General features: G+C 61.5%; 16 protein-coding genes. 7 read left to right on the forward strand and 9 right to left on the reverse strand.

Annotation, left to right across the window (positions count from 1 at the left end; translation table 11 throughout):
- Nucleotides 1-132: 132 nt before the first annotated feature.
- Complete coding sequence (locus CQ12_RS44665; RefSeq protein ID WP_157088729.1) at nt 133-279, reverse strand: hypothetical protein; 147 nt, start codon at nt 277-279, stop codon at nt 133-135.
- A 153-nt stretch (nt 280-432) separates the two neighbouring features.
- On the opposite strand from CQ12_RS44665, the gene CQ12_RS37390 reads away from it, so the two are divergent.
- Nucleotides 433-708 (forward strand): hypothetical protein, encoded by a 276-nt coding sequence (locus CQ12_RS37390; protein WP_057840230.1) that lies wholly within the window; start codon nt 433-435, stop codon nt 706-708.
- 444 nt (nt 709-1,152) lie between these two features.
- Here CQ12_RS37390 and CQ12_RS44670 read toward each other — a convergent pair whose 3' ends face one another.
- Nucleotides 1,153-1,578, reverse strand: a complete 426-nt coding sequence (locus tag CQ12_RS44670; protein WP_157088730.1) for a hypothetical protein — start codon at nt 1,576-1,578, stop codon at nt 1,153-1,155.
- 238 nt (nt 1,579-1,816) lie between these two features.
- Here CQ12_RS44670 and CQ12_RS37400 point away from each other — a divergent pair, with 238 nt between their 5' ends.
- A complete protein-coding gene (locus tag CQ12_RS37400; protein ID WP_057840232.1) occupies nt 1,817-2,974 on the forward strand; it encodes an epoxide hydrolase family protein in 1,158 nt (385 codons plus the stop codon).
- A 25-nt stretch (nt 2,975-2,999) separates the two neighbouring features.
- On the opposite strand, the gene CQ12_RS37405 is transcribed toward CQ12_RS37400, so the two are convergent.
- From CQ12_RS37405 to CQ12_RS37435, 7 genes are all read right to left on the reverse strand, one after another.
- Complete coding sequence (locus tag CQ12_RS37405; RefSeq protein WP_057840233.1) at nt 3,000-3,941, reverse strand: GAF domain-containing protein; 942 nt, start codon at nt 3,939-3,941, stop codon at nt 3,000-3,002.
- Nucleotides 3,942-4,059: 118 nt separating this feature from the next.
- On the reverse strand, nt 4,060-4,854 hold the full coding sequence (locus CQ12_RS37410; protein ID WP_057840234.1) for a class II aldolase/adducin family protein: 795 nt from the start codon (nt 4,852-4,854) through the stop codon (nt 4,060-4,062).
- 299 nt (nt 4,855-5,153) lie between these two features.
- Nucleotides 5,154-5,783 carry a 2-hydroxychromene-2-carboxylate isomerase gene (locus CQ12_RS37415; RefSeq protein WP_057840324.1) on the reverse strand — a complete coding sequence of 210 codons (630 nt, stop codon included), beginning with the start codon at nt 5,781-5,783 and terminating at the stop codon, nt 5,154-5,156.
- A 530-nt stretch (nt 5,784-6,313) separates the two neighbouring features.
- Nucleotides 6,314-8,218, reverse strand: a complete 1,905-nt coding sequence (locus CQ12_RS37420; protein WP_057840235.1) for a flavin-containing monooxygenase — start codon at nt 8,216-8,218, stop codon at nt 6,314-6,316.
- A gap of 14 nt (nt 8,219-8,232) precedes the next feature.
- On the reverse strand, nt 8,233-9,006 hold the full coding sequence (locus CQ12_RS37425) for an SDR family NAD(P)-dependent oxidoreductase (RefSeq protein ID WP_057840236.1): 774 nt from the start codon (nt 9,004-9,006) through the stop codon (nt 8,233-8,235).
- Nucleotides 8,996-9,652, reverse strand: a complete 657-nt coding sequence (locus CQ12_RS37430; RefSeq protein WP_057840237.1) for a TetR/AcrR family transcriptional regulator — start codon at nt 9,650-9,652, stop codon at nt 8,996-8,998. Before CQ12_RS37430 ends, CQ12_RS37425 begins: the two co-directional genes overlap by 11 nt.
- Complete coding sequence (locus tag CQ12_RS37435) at nt 9,649-11,145, reverse strand: AMP-binding protein (RefSeq protein ID WP_057840238.1); 1,497 nt, start codon at nt 11,143-11,145, stop codon at nt 9,649-9,651. The genes CQ12_RS37430 and CQ12_RS37435 overlap by 4 nt, the downstream gene beginning before the upstream one ends.
- A 169-nt stretch (nt 11,146-11,314) precedes the next feature.
- Between CQ12_RS37435 and CQ12_RS37440 the strand changes: the two genes are divergently transcribed.
- The 5 genes from CQ12_RS37440 to CQ12_RS37460 all read left to right on the forward strand — a co-directional run bounded on the left by CQ12_RS37440 (nt 11,315) and on the right by CQ12_RS37460 (nt 16,066).
- Complete coding sequence (locus CQ12_RS37440; protein WP_057840239.1) at nt 11,315-12,574, forward strand: ABC transporter substrate-binding protein; 1,260 nt, start codon at nt 11,315-11,317, stop codon at nt 12,572-12,574.
- A 99-nt stretch (nt 12,575-12,673) separates the two neighbouring features.
- A complete protein-coding gene (locus CQ12_RS37445; protein ID WP_057840325.1) occupies nt 12,674-13,576 on the forward strand; it encodes a branched-chain amino acid ABC transporter permease in 903 nt (300 codons plus the stop codon).
- Nucleotides 13,573-14,592 (forward strand): branched-chain amino acid ABC transporter permease, encoded by a 1,020-nt coding sequence (locus CQ12_RS37450; protein ID WP_057840240.1) that lies wholly within the window; start codon nt 13,573-13,575, stop codon nt 14,590-14,592. The genes CQ12_RS37445 and CQ12_RS37450 overlap by 4 nt, the downstream gene beginning before the upstream one ends.
- A 2-nt stretch (nt 14,593-14,594) precedes the next feature.
- Nucleotides 14,595-15,353 carry an ABC transporter ATP-binding protein gene (locus tag CQ12_RS37455; protein ID WP_057840241.1) on the forward strand — a complete coding sequence of 253 codons (759 nt, stop codon included), beginning with the start codon at nt 14,595-14,597 and terminating at the stop codon, nt 15,351-15,353.
- A complete protein-coding gene (locus CQ12_RS37460) occupies nt 15,350-16,066 on the forward strand; it encodes an ABC transporter ATP-binding protein (RefSeq protein WP_057840242.1) in 717 nt (238 codons plus the stop codon). The genes CQ12_RS37455 and CQ12_RS37460 overlap by 4 nt, the downstream gene beginning before the upstream one ends.
- Nucleotides 16,067-16,077 lie beyond the last annotated feature (11 nt).

Genomic DNA, 16,077 nt, shown 5'->3' on the forward strand with positions numbered 1-16,077 from the left:
GGATTTTTAATATGGATATTGAGACAGGCGTGATTCTGAAAGACAGGCAAGCCTTCAAGCTGGTTTGCGAGCAATGCGGGAGCCTGACGGTTGCGTTGCCGGTCGAGGCCCAGCCGGATCCATGCTCCATCCTCAAATGCGGCCGGTGCGGCTCTCCAAGAGGAACGCTTCAGTCGCTGCGCGATACGTCAATTCAGGCGGGCCTTCGGTATCCGGCGTAGCGGCAACGTCCGGGATAATGGAAGCGTGGTCGCCGAACCCGCGGACGCCGATTGTCATGTGAATTCCGGGTGTTGCTGGAAAATCAGGGTGGGAGGCCTAGTCAGCATCCGGTCAAGCGGATAGGCTCGGGCGAGGAACCAGTTTTTGTTTGTCTGTATGGGCTTCGTATTTTCGGAGCAGCAGCTAGTTAATTCGCGAGGGGGACGAGACATGCGAACGATCTGTGCGTCGGTGCTGGCGACCAGTTTCTTGATTGCCTCCAACGCCGGTGCGGCGCCGTTGCTGAGCCATATGCAGCCTGCTCCGGATTCGCTCATCACGGCCGCGAAGGTGATCTGCGACGAGGCGGGCAATTGCTACCGGCCGGATCGGCGCCGGCCGGTCGCCCGGTGGGTCTATGGCGACAAGAATTTCTACGGGCCGTACGCTGGACCCGGCTACTACGGCAATCCGCGCTATCGCTATAACTGGTGGCCCTGGTACTGATCGCGGGCCCAAGATTCTGGCAGACGAAGATCTGGCCGACGAAGATCTGCCAGACTTCGTAGATGCGTGGGCCGTTAGCCCGCCGAAAGCCAATGCAGGAATGTAGCGCAGCCGCAAATGAGCTGCGACGCCAGCATCAAAACGGCCCATGAAACGAACAGGATACGAATCATCCCCCGCGCTCCCGACCGACTGCAGATCGCTAATCGGTCGGGCATAACGCTCTAGATTCGAATTTGTTCATCATCACAGAGCGCAAAGGCTGGTCTTGCTTGGCTCTCAATAGGAGCGAAGCGCTCCCTGGAAGTTGTTCTCGCATGAACTAGCGCCACCATTCATGGTCGCGGCTATCGTGAGCGAAGCTTTGCTGCGAATTGCAATTATATCTCCACATCCGGATTTCCGTGGAACCCAAATAAAGCCGGTTTCGCTCTATAAGCCGTATCAAATCGCTGCTATAGGATCGCGCAACGCTGCCGATACTGGCGGTAAGTCTGCGATCCCGGTTTTAAGATAATCACGCTGTTTAATTATCATGGCCGTTAAAATGAATGATGCGGTTACGTGGACTGAGCGTCCTCGAAACGTCGGGTTAAGTGACAGGCCCGACCAGGCTGACATCTCCAAGCCCGTACGGCGCGAACCGGAATTCGATGGCGTCGATTGGTCGGCTGCTGCTCCTGACTGGCTTTCAATATTCACCGGGCTCTTTCTGCCGTTGCTGGCTGTCGTTTTGCTGGTCGTTTCCGTCGACCTTGCGTTGGTTTGGTTGTTTGAAAGATGGATTGACCCTTCATCGAGCATGTCGCCTTTGCTGCTTGCGACGATCATGTTCCCGCCGGCGCTGATGAGCGTTTTTTGCGGCTTCAAGCTTTACCTCCATTTCAGGGATGCGAGAACGACGACTGCGCGATCCCGCAAGCAATAGAGCACGCTAATCTGAGCGGATTGATCGCCTGCTGCATCTTCTGACGGCTTCCACGTTTGTGTGAAGTCGAGCGTTAAGTCAGCACCCGGCGCCTCCCTTGATATCAGCCTCGTGTGCGGCGATGATTTCTGCTGGGAAGTCCGTCCCGGCAATTCTCGCCGGGATACGAAAGGGGCCTTCATGAGCGCTGAAATCAAACCCTACCGCATTTCCATCGGCGATGACGTCCTCCACGACCTCAAGTCACGGTTGCGCAACACGCGCTGGCCGGAGGCCGAACTGGTCGATGACTGGAGCCAGGGCGCCCCGCTGAAATGGATCAAGGACGTCTGCCGCTACTGGGCCGAGGAGTACGATTGGCGCGCGCGCGAGGCTAGGCTCAATCGCTTTGCGCAGTTCATTACCGAAATCGATGGGCTCGATATTCACTTTCTGCATGTGCGCTCGCCGCACCCGGAAGCGATGCCGCTCGTCGTCACGCATGGCTGGCCGGGCTCAGTGGTCGAATTTCACAAGGTGATCGAACCGCTGACTGATCCGACCGCGCATGGCGGCAACGCTGCCGACGCGTTTCACGTCATTTGCCCGTCGCTGCCCGGCTTCGGCTTTTCAGGGAAGCCGAAGACAACCGGCTGGGGCATCGATCGCATTGCGTCGAGCTGGGCGGCGCTGATGGACCGCCTTGGATATGCGCGATACGGCGCGCAGGGCGGTGATTGGGGATCGGCAATCACCACCGCGCTCGGCGCGCAGGACCCGGAACACTGCGCCGGCATCCACATCACGCTGGCGATGTCGGCGCGTCCCAATGTGGAGGGACAGCCGACGCCGGAAGAGGCGCGGGCCTTGAAGGGCATCCAGTATTACGCCGATTGGGATTCCGGCTATTCCAAGCAGCAGTCCACCCGACCGCAAACGCTTGGTTACGGCTTGACGGATTCGCCGAGTGGGCAGGCGGCGTGGATCCTGGAAAAGTTCTGGGCCTGGACCGATTGCGACGGACATCCCGAAAACATCCTCGGCCGCGACGAACTGCTCGACAATGTCATGCTCTATTGGGTGACGGCGACGGCCGCTTCGTCGGCGCGCCTCTATTGGGAAAGTTTTGGCCCGAAGCGCCGGACGCCTCACAAGGTAACGGTGCCGACCGGTGTTGCCGTCTTCCCCAAGGAGATCGTCACGCCGGTGCGAAAGTGGATGGAAGCGGGCTACACGAACATCCAGCACTGGAGCGAAATGCCGAAGGGCGGCCACTTCGCGGCGTTCGAGCAACCGGACCTGTTCGTGCGGGAGGTGCGGAACTACTTCCGGACGCTGCGCAAGCCGCCTGTTTCCTGATCAGTGGGACCCACGCGCCCACTGTCTAGAGATACCAGGCGAGCACGGCCTTGAGCATCGCGTTTTCGATTACGGGAAGAACGACGATCTGGTTCATGCCGGCTGCGCGGGCGAGCTGCGCCGCAATCGATTCATCGACCTTCAGATGCTCGTTGATGGCGGGCATGCCCGTCGCCCAGGCGCCGCCGATTGAGCCTTCGCCCTTGCGTATGGTCTTCGACGCATAAAGCGAGGTGAGATCGGCATTCTTGCTGCAGTCGCCGGACTGAAACACCAGTTCTGTTCGCGACGGGTCCGGCACCCAGATCTCAAAGCGTCTCGCAATCGGCGTTGCCTGCGCGGACAGGAAGGTCATGACCCAGGTCCGATCCGGAGCCGTTGTGTAGGGAATGCCGACGCCGCAATTGATTCCGATTTCGCTCGCTTCCTCCCAGCGCAGGAAGCTCTTGGCGTTGTGCAGATCCTTGATAATCAGCGGCATGCCGGCTTTCCAGGCGCGGCCGGGCAGGCCGAAGCCGCGCGGGAATTTGGTGTGGCGCGAATTGAACTCGAACATATCGGCGGTGCCGTAATAGCCGTCGACCAGGCCCATCTCATGGGACTTCTCGGGATCGTTGTGCCAGAGTTCGATGGCGCCGACGTGCTTTTCGTCGTCGCCGCAGAACAGCACCATCACCGCCATCAGGAATTCGCCGGCAAAGACCGGCAGCGCGACGCCGCAGGTCAATCCGGCCTCGACCGCCTCGTCCGTGCGCTTGAAATAGGAGTTTGCGAATTCCGTGAGAATGACGGGATGGCCGGCGGCCCAGGCCTTGCCCGGCAGGCCTTCGTCATAGGCGAACAGCGCGTTCTCGCTGACGGCCTTGAACTCCGAATATTCGTCGCTGCAAAGGCAGCCGCCGAATTCCAGGCGGGTGCGGGTTCGGTCGGGCACCCACAATTCAACCACGCGAATGAATGTCTTCATTGGACGCACCTGTCGCTACGCCTGACAGCAGCATCGGCGATTTAGCGGCGATAGGTGCGATCAAATTGCAGGCAGGCTCCGCCCAAAGATCGTGCGGAGGTCTGGCGTGCCCAGTAGCTCAGTTCCGATAGGACGGATCAGTGCGGTCGAGCTTGCGCAACAGCGCCGGCCAGGCGAGCTCACCGTTCCGAGCGGGTCGATCGGTCCGCGGCCGCATCTTGTCGTAGGTTTCTTCCAGCACGTTCTGCGGCGGGTAGATCAGCTTGGTGTTGCACGACAGCGCCATGACCTGCACCTGGCAGGCGCGCTCGAGGCGGAACAGCACGTTGAAGGCCGCAGGCACGGTGCGGCCGACGACGAGCAGGCCGTGGTTGCGCAGGATCATGGCTTCGTGATCACCGAGATCCCTGACCAGCCGCGCGCGCTCATCGACATCATCGGCGATGCCTTCGAAGTCGTGATAGGCGATGTGAAGAAACCGCATCGAGGTCTGCGCCAGCGGCAGCAATCCGCATTCCATCGCCGAGACCGCCATGCCGGCCGGCGTATGGGTGTGCGCCACGCAATCCATGTCGTGCTTGGCCATGTGGATCGCGCTGTGGATGACGAAGCCCGCGACGTTGACGTCATAGTCGGAGGCGTTGAACAGCGTGTTGCCTTCGACATCGACCTTGATCAGGCTGGATGCGTCGATTTCCTCGTAGAGCATCCCGTAGGGATTGATCAGGAACTGATCGGTCGTCCCCGGCACGCGGCAGGAGATGTGGTTCGCCACCATCTCGGTCATGCCGTACATCGCGGTGAGGCGGTAGCAGGCCGCAAGATCGACCCGCGCCTGCCATTCCTCCGCGCTCACCTGTTCGCGAACCGATTTCACGACCTTGACGGCAGGCGAACTGACGGGGGGATTCATGGACGTTTCTCCGCGGAGAGGAATTTATCCGGCCCGCTGGGGCCGATCTTTGTTCGGCAGGATAGCTGCATTTCGCTGCGCGGCAAGGCGAGCACCGAAGGCGTTATTGCAGGTCTGGCGGGTGAAAATCGAATGCGCTATGGCAGCAGGGTGCTGGCGCCGTTCAAATATCGGGTGAAGTGCCTCACGCTGCTTCGCGACAGGTTTTCAGCACTGGTTGCGGACAGCCGGACTACGTTGCGGCCGGTGTTGGAGCGCACCGGATGCTCGCAGCATTTGACCACCGGCCAAGCGCGGCCTCACGGCCGATGCCGGCTGCCCAGCGCCTTTGCGATCGATTCCGGACTCTGAATGCGCTCGATCAGCATGTCGATGCGATCGCCGCCCCAGAACAATTCACCGTTGAAAACCATGGTCGGTACGCCGAACACGCCGAGCGCCTCCGCCTCGTCGATGATGCGGTCGTGCTCCGCCCGCGCCGGGCCGTGGACGTATGCCTCGAATTGTTGTGACGAGCCGCCGATCGATGCGATCACGCCCGAGATCTCAGACAGCTCGTCGATTTCGAGATCATGGCTCCAGAACCGCCGGAACACCGTGTCGTGATAGGGCCGGAACAGGCCGTGGCGCTGTGCGAACAACATGCCGGCGCTGGCATAGAAGGCATCGTAGATGCGCCGCGGCCCCTTCATGGTGAGGCCCTGCGCATTGGCGTGACGGCGTGCGTCCATATAGGCGTAGCGTACCTTGCGCCAGAAATGCGGCGTGCGCTCTTCTACAGTCCCCATGAATTCGGGAATGCGCAGCGTATAGGGCAGCCATTCCAGTTCGATGCCGTAAGCTTCCTCGAGCTCGAACAGCCGCTTGTTAGCGACGAACGCGTAGGGGCTTTTGTAATCGGTGTAGATTCGTACGCGGGGCGTTTCCATCGCATGTCTCTGTTCGATTGAGGTCATTATCCTCGATCCAAACCGAGCATGGAACCATGCGGTGCGATTGTGATGTCAGAAAAACGAATGGGCCCCGGTGCATTAGAGCATCGCGGGGCCCGACATCTTCGTTATAGGCGAAGGATTTCTGGTAGACACCAGTATTTATCTCAGGATCCGGCAGCGCGTGGCCTTGGCGCTCCAGTCCCGCGTATGTGTTCGATTTGTCGAAAGGCGCAATGAGGCTGGCAGCTGCTATGACCTCAACTGCGCCTGGACCTTGCGCTGAGCAAGGTCACCGGATAACCCGGTGGCGTCATGCTCCTCTCCAAGAGTTGGCCAACGGACTATGTCCGCCTTCTCTGCTTGTCGTCTCGATCATGTAACCGGGGCGCCAATGCCTGCAAAGCGGGGAGCTGACGCTCCGTGACTCCTGCAGGTGCAGTGGCGCAAATGCTGCGGCAGATAAAGCCACGTGTCAAGTAAACCTAGGTTTGTTGTTCCGCCGGGTTCCAGCGCCCGCTGGTATGTCAGGCTTTTGTGTGGCGGTAATCTTGTAAATCAGGATCGTGGGTCATCGCCCAGTAGTCTACGAAACGCCATGGCATCGCCGAGAAAACCCGGCCCTGCTTGTTGCGGTAGTAGGTCGTCATGCCGGGATGCGTCCAGATCAATTGCTCATGCTCGGTGTCTACTTTCTCGATGTATCGATCGTGCGCTTCCTGCCGAACGTCGATTGCAGCGATGCCTTGCTCGATCATTTCGACGAGGCACGCAGAGATGTAGCGGCTCTGGCATTCCGACTGGAAGATCACGCTGCCGCCATGCGCCGGGCCTGAATTGGGGCCGAGCATCACGAAGAGATTTGGAAAGTCCGGCACGGTGAGGCCGAGATAGGCGGTCGGGTTGTCGTTGGCCCAGGCCGTCTTCAGATTTTTTCCATCGCGTCCCGTGATGTTGAGGCGTGCCGCCATCTCCGTGACCTTGAAGCCGGTGGAGATGACGATGATATCCGCGGGCCGCAGCTTGCCGTCGGCAGCGACGATGCCGTCGGTCGCGAAATGGTCGATCGTGTCCGTGACCAGTTCGACATTCGGTTTCGTCAGCGTCTTGAACCAGTTGTTGTCGAGCAGGATGCGCTTGCCATAGGGCGGGTAGGTCGGCACGCATTTCTCGATCAGATCGGGACGGTCCTTCAACTCCGACAGGATGAACTCGGTCAGTTCCTCGCGATGCCGGTCGTTGCCCTTGTTGACGGCGCGGTCGGGATGCGGCCACGCCGGGTCCTTGCGCAGGAATGGCAGCAAGCCGTCGCCATAGCGCCAGAACATGTTGAAGCGATACCACTGCACATAAAACGGCAAATGCGCGAGCAGCCACTGCGCGCCCTCGGTAATCGGATCGGAATAGCCTGCAACCGGCCGCGCCCATTGCGCGGTGCGCTGGTAAACGGTGACCGACGCGACGCGATCGGCGATCGACGGCACGAGTTGCATGGCAGTGGCGCCGGTGCCGATCACGGCAACGCGCTTGCCGTCGAGATTGATGTCGTCGGACCACAGGGCGGAGTGCAGCATCAGCCCCTTGAAGCTTTCCTTGCCCTTAAAGTTTGCGGGGTGGGGGTCGTTGAGCTGACCGATCGCGCTGACCAGCGTGGTCGATTCAAACGTCTCTTCGCCGCTGGCGGTCTGCAGCGTCGAAATCCAGCGCCGCTTGCTCTCGTCCCAGCGTGACGATGTCAGTTCGGTGTTGAGGCGCAGATGCTTCCGGATGTCGTGTTCCAGCGCCACTTTCTTGAGGTAGTCGAGCAATTCCTGGCGCTGGGCGAAATAGCGCGTCCATGGGTTCCGTTTTCCGAACGAGAACGAATAGGAATGGTTCGGCGTATCGACGCCACAACCGGGATAGCGATTGACATACCAGGTGCCGCCGAGTTCGTCGTTCTTCTCGACGATGGTGTAGGGAATGCCGAGCCGGCCCAGTGCGACACCGAGCGCAATCGCGCAGACGCCGGCGCCGACGATCAGCACATGCTGCTGCGCCTCGTTTGATGGCGGCTTGGTCCAGCGCGCCTCCCGGGGGATGAAGCCCATTTCCTCGCGCATCAGCGGCGCATATTCCGGGGCCACGTTCTCACCCAGCGTCGCGCGCATCATCTTCAGCATCAATTCATTGCCGGGGTCGGTGATGATCGGCTTCGGTTCGCCGTTCGCAAACAGCTTCAGCACGGCCGCGCGGATCTCAGCCTGGATCTCCTCCGGCACGCCGGCGTGCGGATCCGGAATCAGGCGGACGTCGCGCTTGGGCTTGTAAGGTTGCTCCAGCCAGCGTTCATCGCCGGTCATGTGCACCAGGACCATCAGCAGGACGCGGATATCGCCCTCGGCGATGGCCGATGACAGATCGAGTTTCTTGCGCGGCAGCTCGATATTCATGCTGATGTCCTCGTTTACGCGCCTGATGTTTCCGGCAGGCCGCCATAGGCGGCCCAGGTGGTGCCGGCGATATAGCCGGCATCGACGGGAAGATTGATGCCGGTGACGCCGCTGCTCAGCGGCGAAAGCAGCCAGGCGATAGCCTGGGCAACCTCGATCGGCTCGACCAACCGGTTCATCGCGGTTGGGCTTTCAAGCCACTTCTTGTTCAGCGCGCCCGAGTCGATGCCAGCCTCCAACGCGACGGTGCGGGTGAAGCCGGGCGAGACGGCGTTGACGCGCACACCGCTGCGGCCCCATTCGGCAGCCAGCGTCTGGGTGATCTGAATGACGCCGGCCTTGGCGGCGGTATAGGCATGGATGGGACCTGACGTCATGCCGGCAACGGAGGCGACGTTGACGATCGCGCCATGCCGGCGCTCGGCCATCTTCACGCCGACGCTGCGGGCGACCAGAAAGGTGCCGCGCAGGTCAATATTGACCTCGCGGTCCCATTGATCCATCCGCACGCGTTCGATTCTGTGCATCTTGCCGAACACGCCGGCGGCGTTGACCAGGCCGGTGATCGGGCCGTGCGCCGCCTCGATATCGGCGATGCCGCCGACAACGGCGCTTTCGCTCGCGACATCGAACGGGGCAGGCCACAGGATCGTTTGCGTGTTCACCAGCGGTTCCGGTGAGATGTCGACAATAACGACGTTGCGGCCTTGTTCGGCAAGAAGCGTTGCGGTCGCGGCGCCAATGCCGCGGCTGCCGCCCGTGACGAGGATGATCCCTTCAGCGGTCATGGCCGTTCTTCCTCTCCGGTACGAACAGGCCGCGCGTGACCAGTTTCTGGTAGGCGGAAATGACGTGCTCGGGGGCTGCCGTGACGTTGCCGCCAACGTAGGAATAGCGGCGGCTTAGATAACCTCGCGCGCCCATCAGCATGTGAACGATGGCTTCGAACTCCTCGTCGCTATAGTCGATGATCGCGCCGGCGTGACGGGCACGCCGGAGGATGCGGACATAGGCGGTCGCGATATTGTCGAGATGCTTCTGGTAGCCGATCGGCGCGAAATATTCGGCCTCGTTGAGGATGCGCAAAAACTCCGGCACCTCGCGGATGAAGTCGAAGAAGGCGCTGAAACGCTCGATCTCCTGCCGTGCGGCGTGCGCAGTGCCGGTGCGCTCGCGGATGAAATGAACCATGTCGATGCCGATCTTGGGCAGCAATTGATCGAGCAGTTCCTGGCGGTTCTCGAAATGATTGTAGAACGTGCCCTGCGCGACGCCGGCTTCCTCGGTGATGCGGGCGACCGAGGCTTCGGCGTAACCATACTTGCCGACGACCTTGGTGGCGGCGTCGAATATCTTGCGCTTGGTCCAGGCGTTCCGCTCGACACGGTTGAGTTTTGTCACTTTGCCCGATGCGGCCTGCGATGATTGCGTCATGCGTGGAATTCCAGTTCGGCGCGCAGCACGCGCTTGAGGACTTTGCCGGAGGGGTTGCGTGGCAGGCTGTCGCGGATGATGAGTTGTTTCGGCACCTTGAAGCCGGCGAGCTGCGTCCGGCAATGATCGACGAGATCGGGCAAGTTCAGCGTGGCGCCATCCCCGAGCACGACCACTGCGACCGGCTTCTCGCCCCAGCGCTTGTCGGGTAGGCCAACGACGGCGACTTCACGCACCTGCGGCAATTCGTAGATGACGCGCTCGACCTCGGAGGAGGCGATGTTCTCGCCGCCGGAGATGATCATGTCCTTCTTGCGGTCGGTCAGATAGAGGAAGCCGTCTTCGTCGAGATAGCCGACGTCGCCAGTGCGGAACCAGTCACCGAAAAAGGCTGCTGCGGTCTTTTCGGGATCCTTCCAGTAGCCTTGCGTCACTTTCGGTCCGCGCAGGCAGATTTCACCGTTCTCGCCCGACGGCAGTCGGTTGCCGGCATCGTCGCGGATCTCGATCTCGACATGGGCGATGGCGCGGCCGGTCGAGCCGATCTTTTCGATCTCGCGGCCGGCTTCCATGAAGGTGTCGCCGCCGCAGGTCTCCGTCAGCCCATAGGCGTCGATGTAGCGGGCATTCTTGAAATATTCGGAGAAGGCGCGGATGCGAACTTCCGGCGTTTTCTCGCCGCCGCCGATGGCCCACCGAAGGCTCGATACATCGTAGCGGTCTCGCGCTGGGCAGGTGAGCATCGCTGTCGTCATGACAGGGGCAAACCATGCGGCGTTGAGTTTCTCCGCTTCGATCGCCGCGAGCGCGTGCTCGGGCTCGAAGTTGCGGTGGATGCAAAGCATGCCGCCGTGCCAAAGCACCGCGATCCCCGGCAGATCGAGCGCGCCGACATGGTAGAGCGGGCCGACCACCAGCAATCGCGTTTCCGCATTCAATCCGAGCACGAGCGTCTGATCGGTCGATTTCCAGTAGATGTTCTCGTAACTCAGCATCACGCCCTTGGGACGGTCGGTCGTGCCTGAGGTGTACATCAGCCGCATCAGGTCGCGCGGCTGCTTCACATGAACAGGGGCAGGGGCGATATCGGGCGCAAGACGGGTTGCGTTGGATTGCGCGGCGTCATCGAGCAGCACCACCGGCGCGCCGCCGGCCGCGATGCCCGCAAGCTCCTCATCCGCAATCAGGATGCGCGCGCCGGAATTGGCGACGATGTAGCCGACCTCGTCGGCGGAGAGACGAAAATTGATCGGCAGAAACACCGCGCCGATATGGCTGGTCGCAAAAACCAGCTCGAGAAACGCCGTGCTGTTCTTCATCAGCACGGCAACGACGTCGCTGGGGCCGATCCCGCGCGAGAGGAGCCAGCCGCCGACCCGCCGAATACGGTCGTCGAATTGGCCGTAGGTGATGTCCTCGCCGCGATATTTCAGCGCACAGCGATCCGGCGTCCGCCTGGCGTGAAACGCGATGAAGCTCGAAAGATTGATCATTTCCCGTTCAAAAGGCCCGACTCCGAGGCCCTTTCCCGTTTTATGAATTCTGACTCGTAATTCATCTTTCGCTTGACGTCACCCCCTTTGCTCTGAAATTCTTTGGGCGTACGGAGACGACACGATCTCCGGCTGGGACTTGGGAACGCCAACCCATAGGGAGGAAGCAATGACGAGAACCCGCAAACCGGGCGTAAGCCGACGTGCGACGTTGGCAATGATGGGCGCCGGTGCCGTAACATTCGCGACGCCCTGGGTGGCGCGCGCGCAAGCCAAGACTATCAAGGTCGGCATGCCGACCATTCTCTCCGGACGCGTCGCGCAGCTTGGCACTTCCTCGCGCAATGCGGTGATGCTGGAAGTCGAGAAGGTCAATGCCGCCGGCGGTCTTGCCGGCCGGCAGATCGAGATGGTGATCCGCGACTCCAAGGGGCAGCCGCAGGAAGCGGCCCGCGTCGCGCGCGAACTCGTCAACACCGATGGGTGCGAAATTCTGATCGACGCGGAAGCCTCATCGGGTGCGTTCGCAGTGCACGAGGTGGCGCGCGATCTCGGCGTGCTCTGCATTCACACCAATTCGGAAACGTCGTCGCTCACCGCCGATCCGAAACAGCACATTCCCAATGCGTTCCGCACCGCGCGGCAGGGCGTGCACGACTCGATTGTCGGAGGCAGCTACGCAGCGGCGATCGCGAAAGCCAAGGGCCTGAAGAAGTGGGCTACCTGTTCGCCCGACTATGCCTATGGCCGCGACACCACCGGCGAATATGTGACCTATCTGAAGCGCTTCGCGCCTGATGTCGAGATCATCAGCGAGTCCTGGCCAAAGCTGTTCCAGCCTGATTACACCGAGGTGGTGACAAAAATCCTGCAGGCCAAGCCGCAGGCGCTGTACTCCTGTCTCTGGGGCGGCGACCTGACCTCCTACATCGATCAGGCCAACATCTACGCGCTGTTCAGCCAGATGGAGGTGTTTGCGGTCAACATGGCCGACTACACCGCGCTGACCGTGGTGAAGAACCTGCCGAAGGGCATTCATTCCGGCAACCGCTACATCAAGACCTATCCGGCAACACCGGAGAACGCGGCGTGGGGTGACGCCTACAAGGCGAAGTATAACGAATATCCCACCAACTGGTCGTGGGAGAATGCCACGGCCATCATGCTGCTGGCTGAAGCGTCCAAGAAGGCGAATTCGGCCGACGGCAAGAAGATCGCCGAGGCACTGCGCGGCCTGAAGATCAAGTCCCCCTTCGGCGCCGACGGCACTGTCACCATGCGCGCCGAGGACCAGACGCTGGTCGGCTATGCGATCGGCTGGGGAACGACGATCCCGCAGGAGCCCTATGTGCCACAGGTGCAGGCGGGTGACTGGAAGACGATCTTCGAACTCGAAGCCGAGTGGAAGAAGAGCAAGGGTTACACCTGATCGATCGGCGGAGGCGGAGGCAGTCGCAAGCTGCCTCCGTTTGCTGCCGAATGTTTTTCGCGCGCCGTTCATTGTGGCGCGCCATAATGGATGCTTCCCTTGGACCTCGATGCGCTTACAGGCTGTCTTGCCAGTTCCGCCTGCCTGGTGACGCAAACCACCAGCGGCTTCATCATCGGCATGTTGCTGTTTCTCGTCGCCGTCGGGCTGACGCTGATTTTCGGCGTGCTCAAGGTCGTCAACTTCAGCCACGGCGCCTTCTATATGTTCGGCGCCTATTTCGCGATGACGGCCTATCAGCTTACCGGCAGCTTTGCGCTGGCGATGCTGTGCGGGGCAGCCGGCACGGCCATCCTTGGCCTCGTCTTCGAACGCGGTTTCATGAGCCGTGTCTACGGCGCAGACGTGCTGATGCAGCTTCTCGTCTGCTACGCCTTCGTGCTGATCTTCGACGATGTGGTGCGGATGATCTGGGGCCCCGAATTCAAGTCGATGGGCATGCCGGCGGCGTTCCAGGTGGCGCCGCTGTTCATCGCCGGCGGGGTGGTTCCGCCCTATTATCTGCTGCTGATCAGTGTCGCGCTGGCGGCTGCGGCGGTGCTCGGGCTGGGATTGGCGCGTACGCGAATTGGCAAGGTGATCCGGGCGGCCGCGCATAATCCGGGCATGGTGTCCGCGCTCGGCATCAACACCGGCCTGATCTATGGCGGCGTGTTTGCGCTCGGCGGGATGCTGGCGGGCCTGGCCGGGGCGCTCGCCGCGCCGGTGCGTTCGTTGACGCCGGGCATGGGATTTTCGGTCCTGATCGAATCCTTCATCGTCACCGTAATCGGCGGCATGGGCTCGATCCTCGGCGCGCTGATCGGGGCGCTGCTGATCGGCATGATCCGCTCGTTCGGATCGCTCGGCTTCCCGCTGTTTACCGAAGGGCTGATGTATCTCTTCATGGTGATCGTCCTGGTGTCGCGGCCGACCGGCCTGTTCGGCAAGGAGGTCGCATGAGCGAGCTGCAGGCCGATCAGGGCGCGCAGGCACTCGACGTCCCCCAGCCCCACGCCAAGACCCGGCGCAATCGGGATGTTCTGATTGCGTTGGCGGCCTTTGTCGTTCTTGCGCTGTTGCCGATGGTCTTCAGCAGCAAATTTCTGCTCGACTTCGTGATCCGCTGCGCGGCCTACGGGCTGTTCGCGACGTCCCTCAACCTTCTGGTCGGTTACACCGGCCTGACTTCGTTCGGCCATGGCATGTTCTTCGGCCTCGGCGCCTATGGCTTCGGGTTGATGATGCAGAAGACCGGCGTTTCCGTCCCGGTGGCTTTCGTTGCCACGCTCGCAATCACGTTTGTCACAGCTCTCGTCATTGGCGCTATCTGCGTGCGGCTGAAGGAAATCTATTTCGCCTTCGTGACGCTGGCGTTCCAGATGCTGATCCACTCGACCATCCTGTCGTGGGTATCGCTGACCGGCGGCGATCAGGGATTGCGCGGCGGCATCCCGCGGCCGCCATTTTGGGGCATTGACCTGTCGAACCATTTGCATCTCTACGTCACGAGCTGCGCGCTGCTGGTGATCGGGTTGTTCCTGATGCATCAGATCGCGCAGTCGCCGTTCGGCTACACGCTGCGCATGATCCGCGACAACGCCACGCGCGCGAGCTTCATCGGCATCGACGTCTGGCGTGCCAAGTTGACGATCTTCGTGCTCGCGGCGCTGTTCGCCTCGACCGGCGGGGTCATCATGGCGCTGTTCGTCTCAGGGGCCTATCCGGAATTCGCTTATTGGACCATTTCGGGCGAGGGCATCTTCATCAACATGCTCGGCGGCGTGACCACGTTCCTGGGGCCGATGGTCGGCACCGTGCTGCTCCTGATCCTCAACGACACCGTCACCCGGCTGACCGAATATCACGGGCTCGTGCTGGGGATCGTGATCCTGTTCTTCGCGATCGGCCTGCGGAAGGGCCTGATGGATTTCGTCATCGAGTGGTACGCGCAACGCCGCGATGCGCGCGGGAAGTAGCCATGCTGGAGATACGCTCCCTTTCGAAATCATTCGGCGGTGTCAAGGCGACGGACAATGTCACGCTCGACTTCGCCGACGGTTCGCTTACCGCCGTGATCGGCCCCAATGGCGCCGGCAAGAGCACGTTCTTCAACCTGATCACGGGCGCGTTGACGCCTGATGCCGGCCAGATCCTGCTCAACGGCGTCGATCTGGCCGGGCGCACGCCGCCTGAGATCGTGCGCCACGGCATCGGCCGCGCGTTCCAGGTTGCAAGCATCTTTCCGTCGCTGACGGTGCAGGAGACGATGCTGGCGGCGGTGTGCGCCGATCAGCGCAAGGCGAGCGTCCTGCATCGTCGCTTTCCCTTGTCTGAGACGCGCGACCGCGCCGAGCATGCGATGGAGCTGTTGGGCCTGGCCAGCAAGCGGAACCGGACTGCGGCGACGCTGTCGCATGGCGACCAGAAGCTGCTCGATATCGCGCTGGCGCTGGTCCTCGATCCCAAAGTGCTGCTGCTCGACGAGCCGACCGCCGGGATGGGCACCGAAGAGCGCTGGCGGATGATCGACAAGGTGAGGGAGCTCTGGGAGAAGCAGAAGATCACGGTGGTGTTCATCGAGCACGACATGGATATCGTGTTCAAGATCGCGCCTGCGATCGTGGTGTTGTGTTACGGGCGCATTCTCGCGACCGGCACGCCGGATGCGATCCGGCGCAATGAAGCGGTGATCGAGGCCTATCTCGGCACCGAACATCACGCGGGGGCCGCCGTATGAGTGCGCAGCCAATCGTGCAGGTCGAGGACCTCGACGTCTATTACGGCACCAGCCAGATCCTGTTTGGCGTCGGTTTGTCGGTGCGGCAGGGCGAGACGATGGCGCTGCTCGGCCGCAACGGCGCCGGCAAGTCGACCACCATGAAGGCGATCATGGGTCTTGCGCCGGCCCGCCGCGGCACGGTCAGCCTGCGGGGCAGGGTTGTCTCCGGGCTGAAACCACATCGCATCGCGCGAGCCGGTCTCGGCTTCGTGCCTGAGGATCGCCAGATCTTCCCGGAGCATACGGTCGAGGACAATCTGGTCATCGGTGCCAAGAAGGGACCGAACGGCGAGGACGAGTGGCCGATCCGGCGCATCTATGACGTGTTTCCGTTGCTGGAACCGCTGCGCCACAGGATCGCGGGGCGGTTGTCCGGCGGCGAACAGCAGATGCTGGCGATTGCGCGGACGCTGATGGGTAATCCAGCGCTGCTGCTTCTCGATGAGCCGAGCGAGGGACTGGCGCCGATCATCGTGCAGCGGATCGGCGAATTGCTGCGGCAGCTTCGCGGCACCGGCGCCACGGTGCTGATCGCCGAACAGAACATGCATTTTTGCCTTGGCCTTGCGAGCCACGCGACGGTTATCGACAAGGGCCAGATCGTCTACACATCCGGGATCGAAGAGCTGAAAGCCAACGAAAACATTCGTCAGCGCTATCTCGCGCTGTAGCTTTCGGCCCG

Origin of the sequence: Bradyrhizobium jicamae (assembly GCF_001440395.1) — a bacterium.
Lineage (GTDB): Bacteria > Pseudomonadota > Alphaproteobacteria > Rhizobiales > Xanthobacteraceae > Bradyrhizobium > Bradyrhizobium jicamae.

What these genes read in the sequence shown, in the direction of transcription:
- CQ12_RS37405 (WP_057840233.1), bottom strand. Translation starts at nt 3,941, where the DNA reads ATGAAGACATTCATTCGCGTGGTTGAATTGTGGGTGCCCGACCGAACC.
- CQ12_RS37420 (WP_057840235.1), bottom strand. Translation starts at nt 8,218, where the DNA reads ATGAATATCGAGCTGCCGCGCAAGAAACTCGATCTGTCATCGGCCATC.
- CQ12_RS37455 (WP_057840241.1), top strand. Translation starts at nt 14,595, where the DNA reads ATGCTGGAGATACGCTCCCTTTCGAAATCATTCGGCGGTGTCAAGGCG.
- CQ12_RS37435 (WP_057840238.1), bottom strand. Translation starts at nt 11,145, where the DNA reads ATGATCAATCTTTCGAGCTTCATCGCGTTTCACGCCAGGCGGACGCCG.
- CQ12_RS37450 (WP_057840240.1), top strand. Translation starts at nt 13,573, where the DNA reads ATGAGCGAGCTGCAGGCCGATCAGGGCGCGCAGGCACTCGACGTCCCC.
- CQ12_RS37460 (WP_057840242.1), top strand. Translation starts at nt 15,350, where the DNA reads ATGAGTGCGCAGCCAATCGTGCAGGTCGAGGACCTCGACGTCTATTAC.
- CQ12_RS37425 (WP_057840236.1), bottom strand. Translation starts at nt 9,006, where the DNA reads ATGACCGCTGAAGGGATCATCCTCGTCACGGGCGGCAGCCGCGGCATT.
- CQ12_RS37415 (WP_057840324.1), bottom strand. Translation starts at nt 5,783, where the DNA reads ATGGAAACGCCCCGCGTACGAATCTACACCGATTACAAAAGCCCCTAC.
- CQ12_RS37440 (WP_057840239.1), top strand. Translation starts at nt 11,315, where the DNA reads ATGACGAGAACCCGCAAACCGGGCGTAAGCCGACGTGCGACGTTGGCA.
- CQ12_RS44665 (WP_157088729.1), bottom strand. Translation starts at nt 279, where the DNA reads ATGACAATCGGCGTCCGCGGGTTCGGCGACCACGCTTCCATTATCCCG.
- CQ12_RS37390 (WP_057840230.1), top strand. Translation starts at nt 433, where the DNA reads ATGCGAACGATCTGTGCGTCGGTGCTGGCGACCAGTTTCTTGATTGCC.
- CQ12_RS37410 (WP_057840234.1), bottom strand. Translation starts at nt 4,854, where the DNA reads ATGAATCCCCCCGTCAGTTCGCCTGCCGTCAAGGTCGTGAAATCGGTT.
- CQ12_RS37430 (WP_057840237.1), bottom strand. Translation starts at nt 9,652, where the DNA reads ATGACGCAATCATCGCAGGCCGCATCGGGCAAAGTGACAAAACTCAAC.
- CQ12_RS37400 (WP_057840232.1), top strand. Translation starts at nt 1,817, where the DNA reads ATGAGCGCTGAAATCAAACCCTACCGCATTTCCATCGGCGATGACGTC.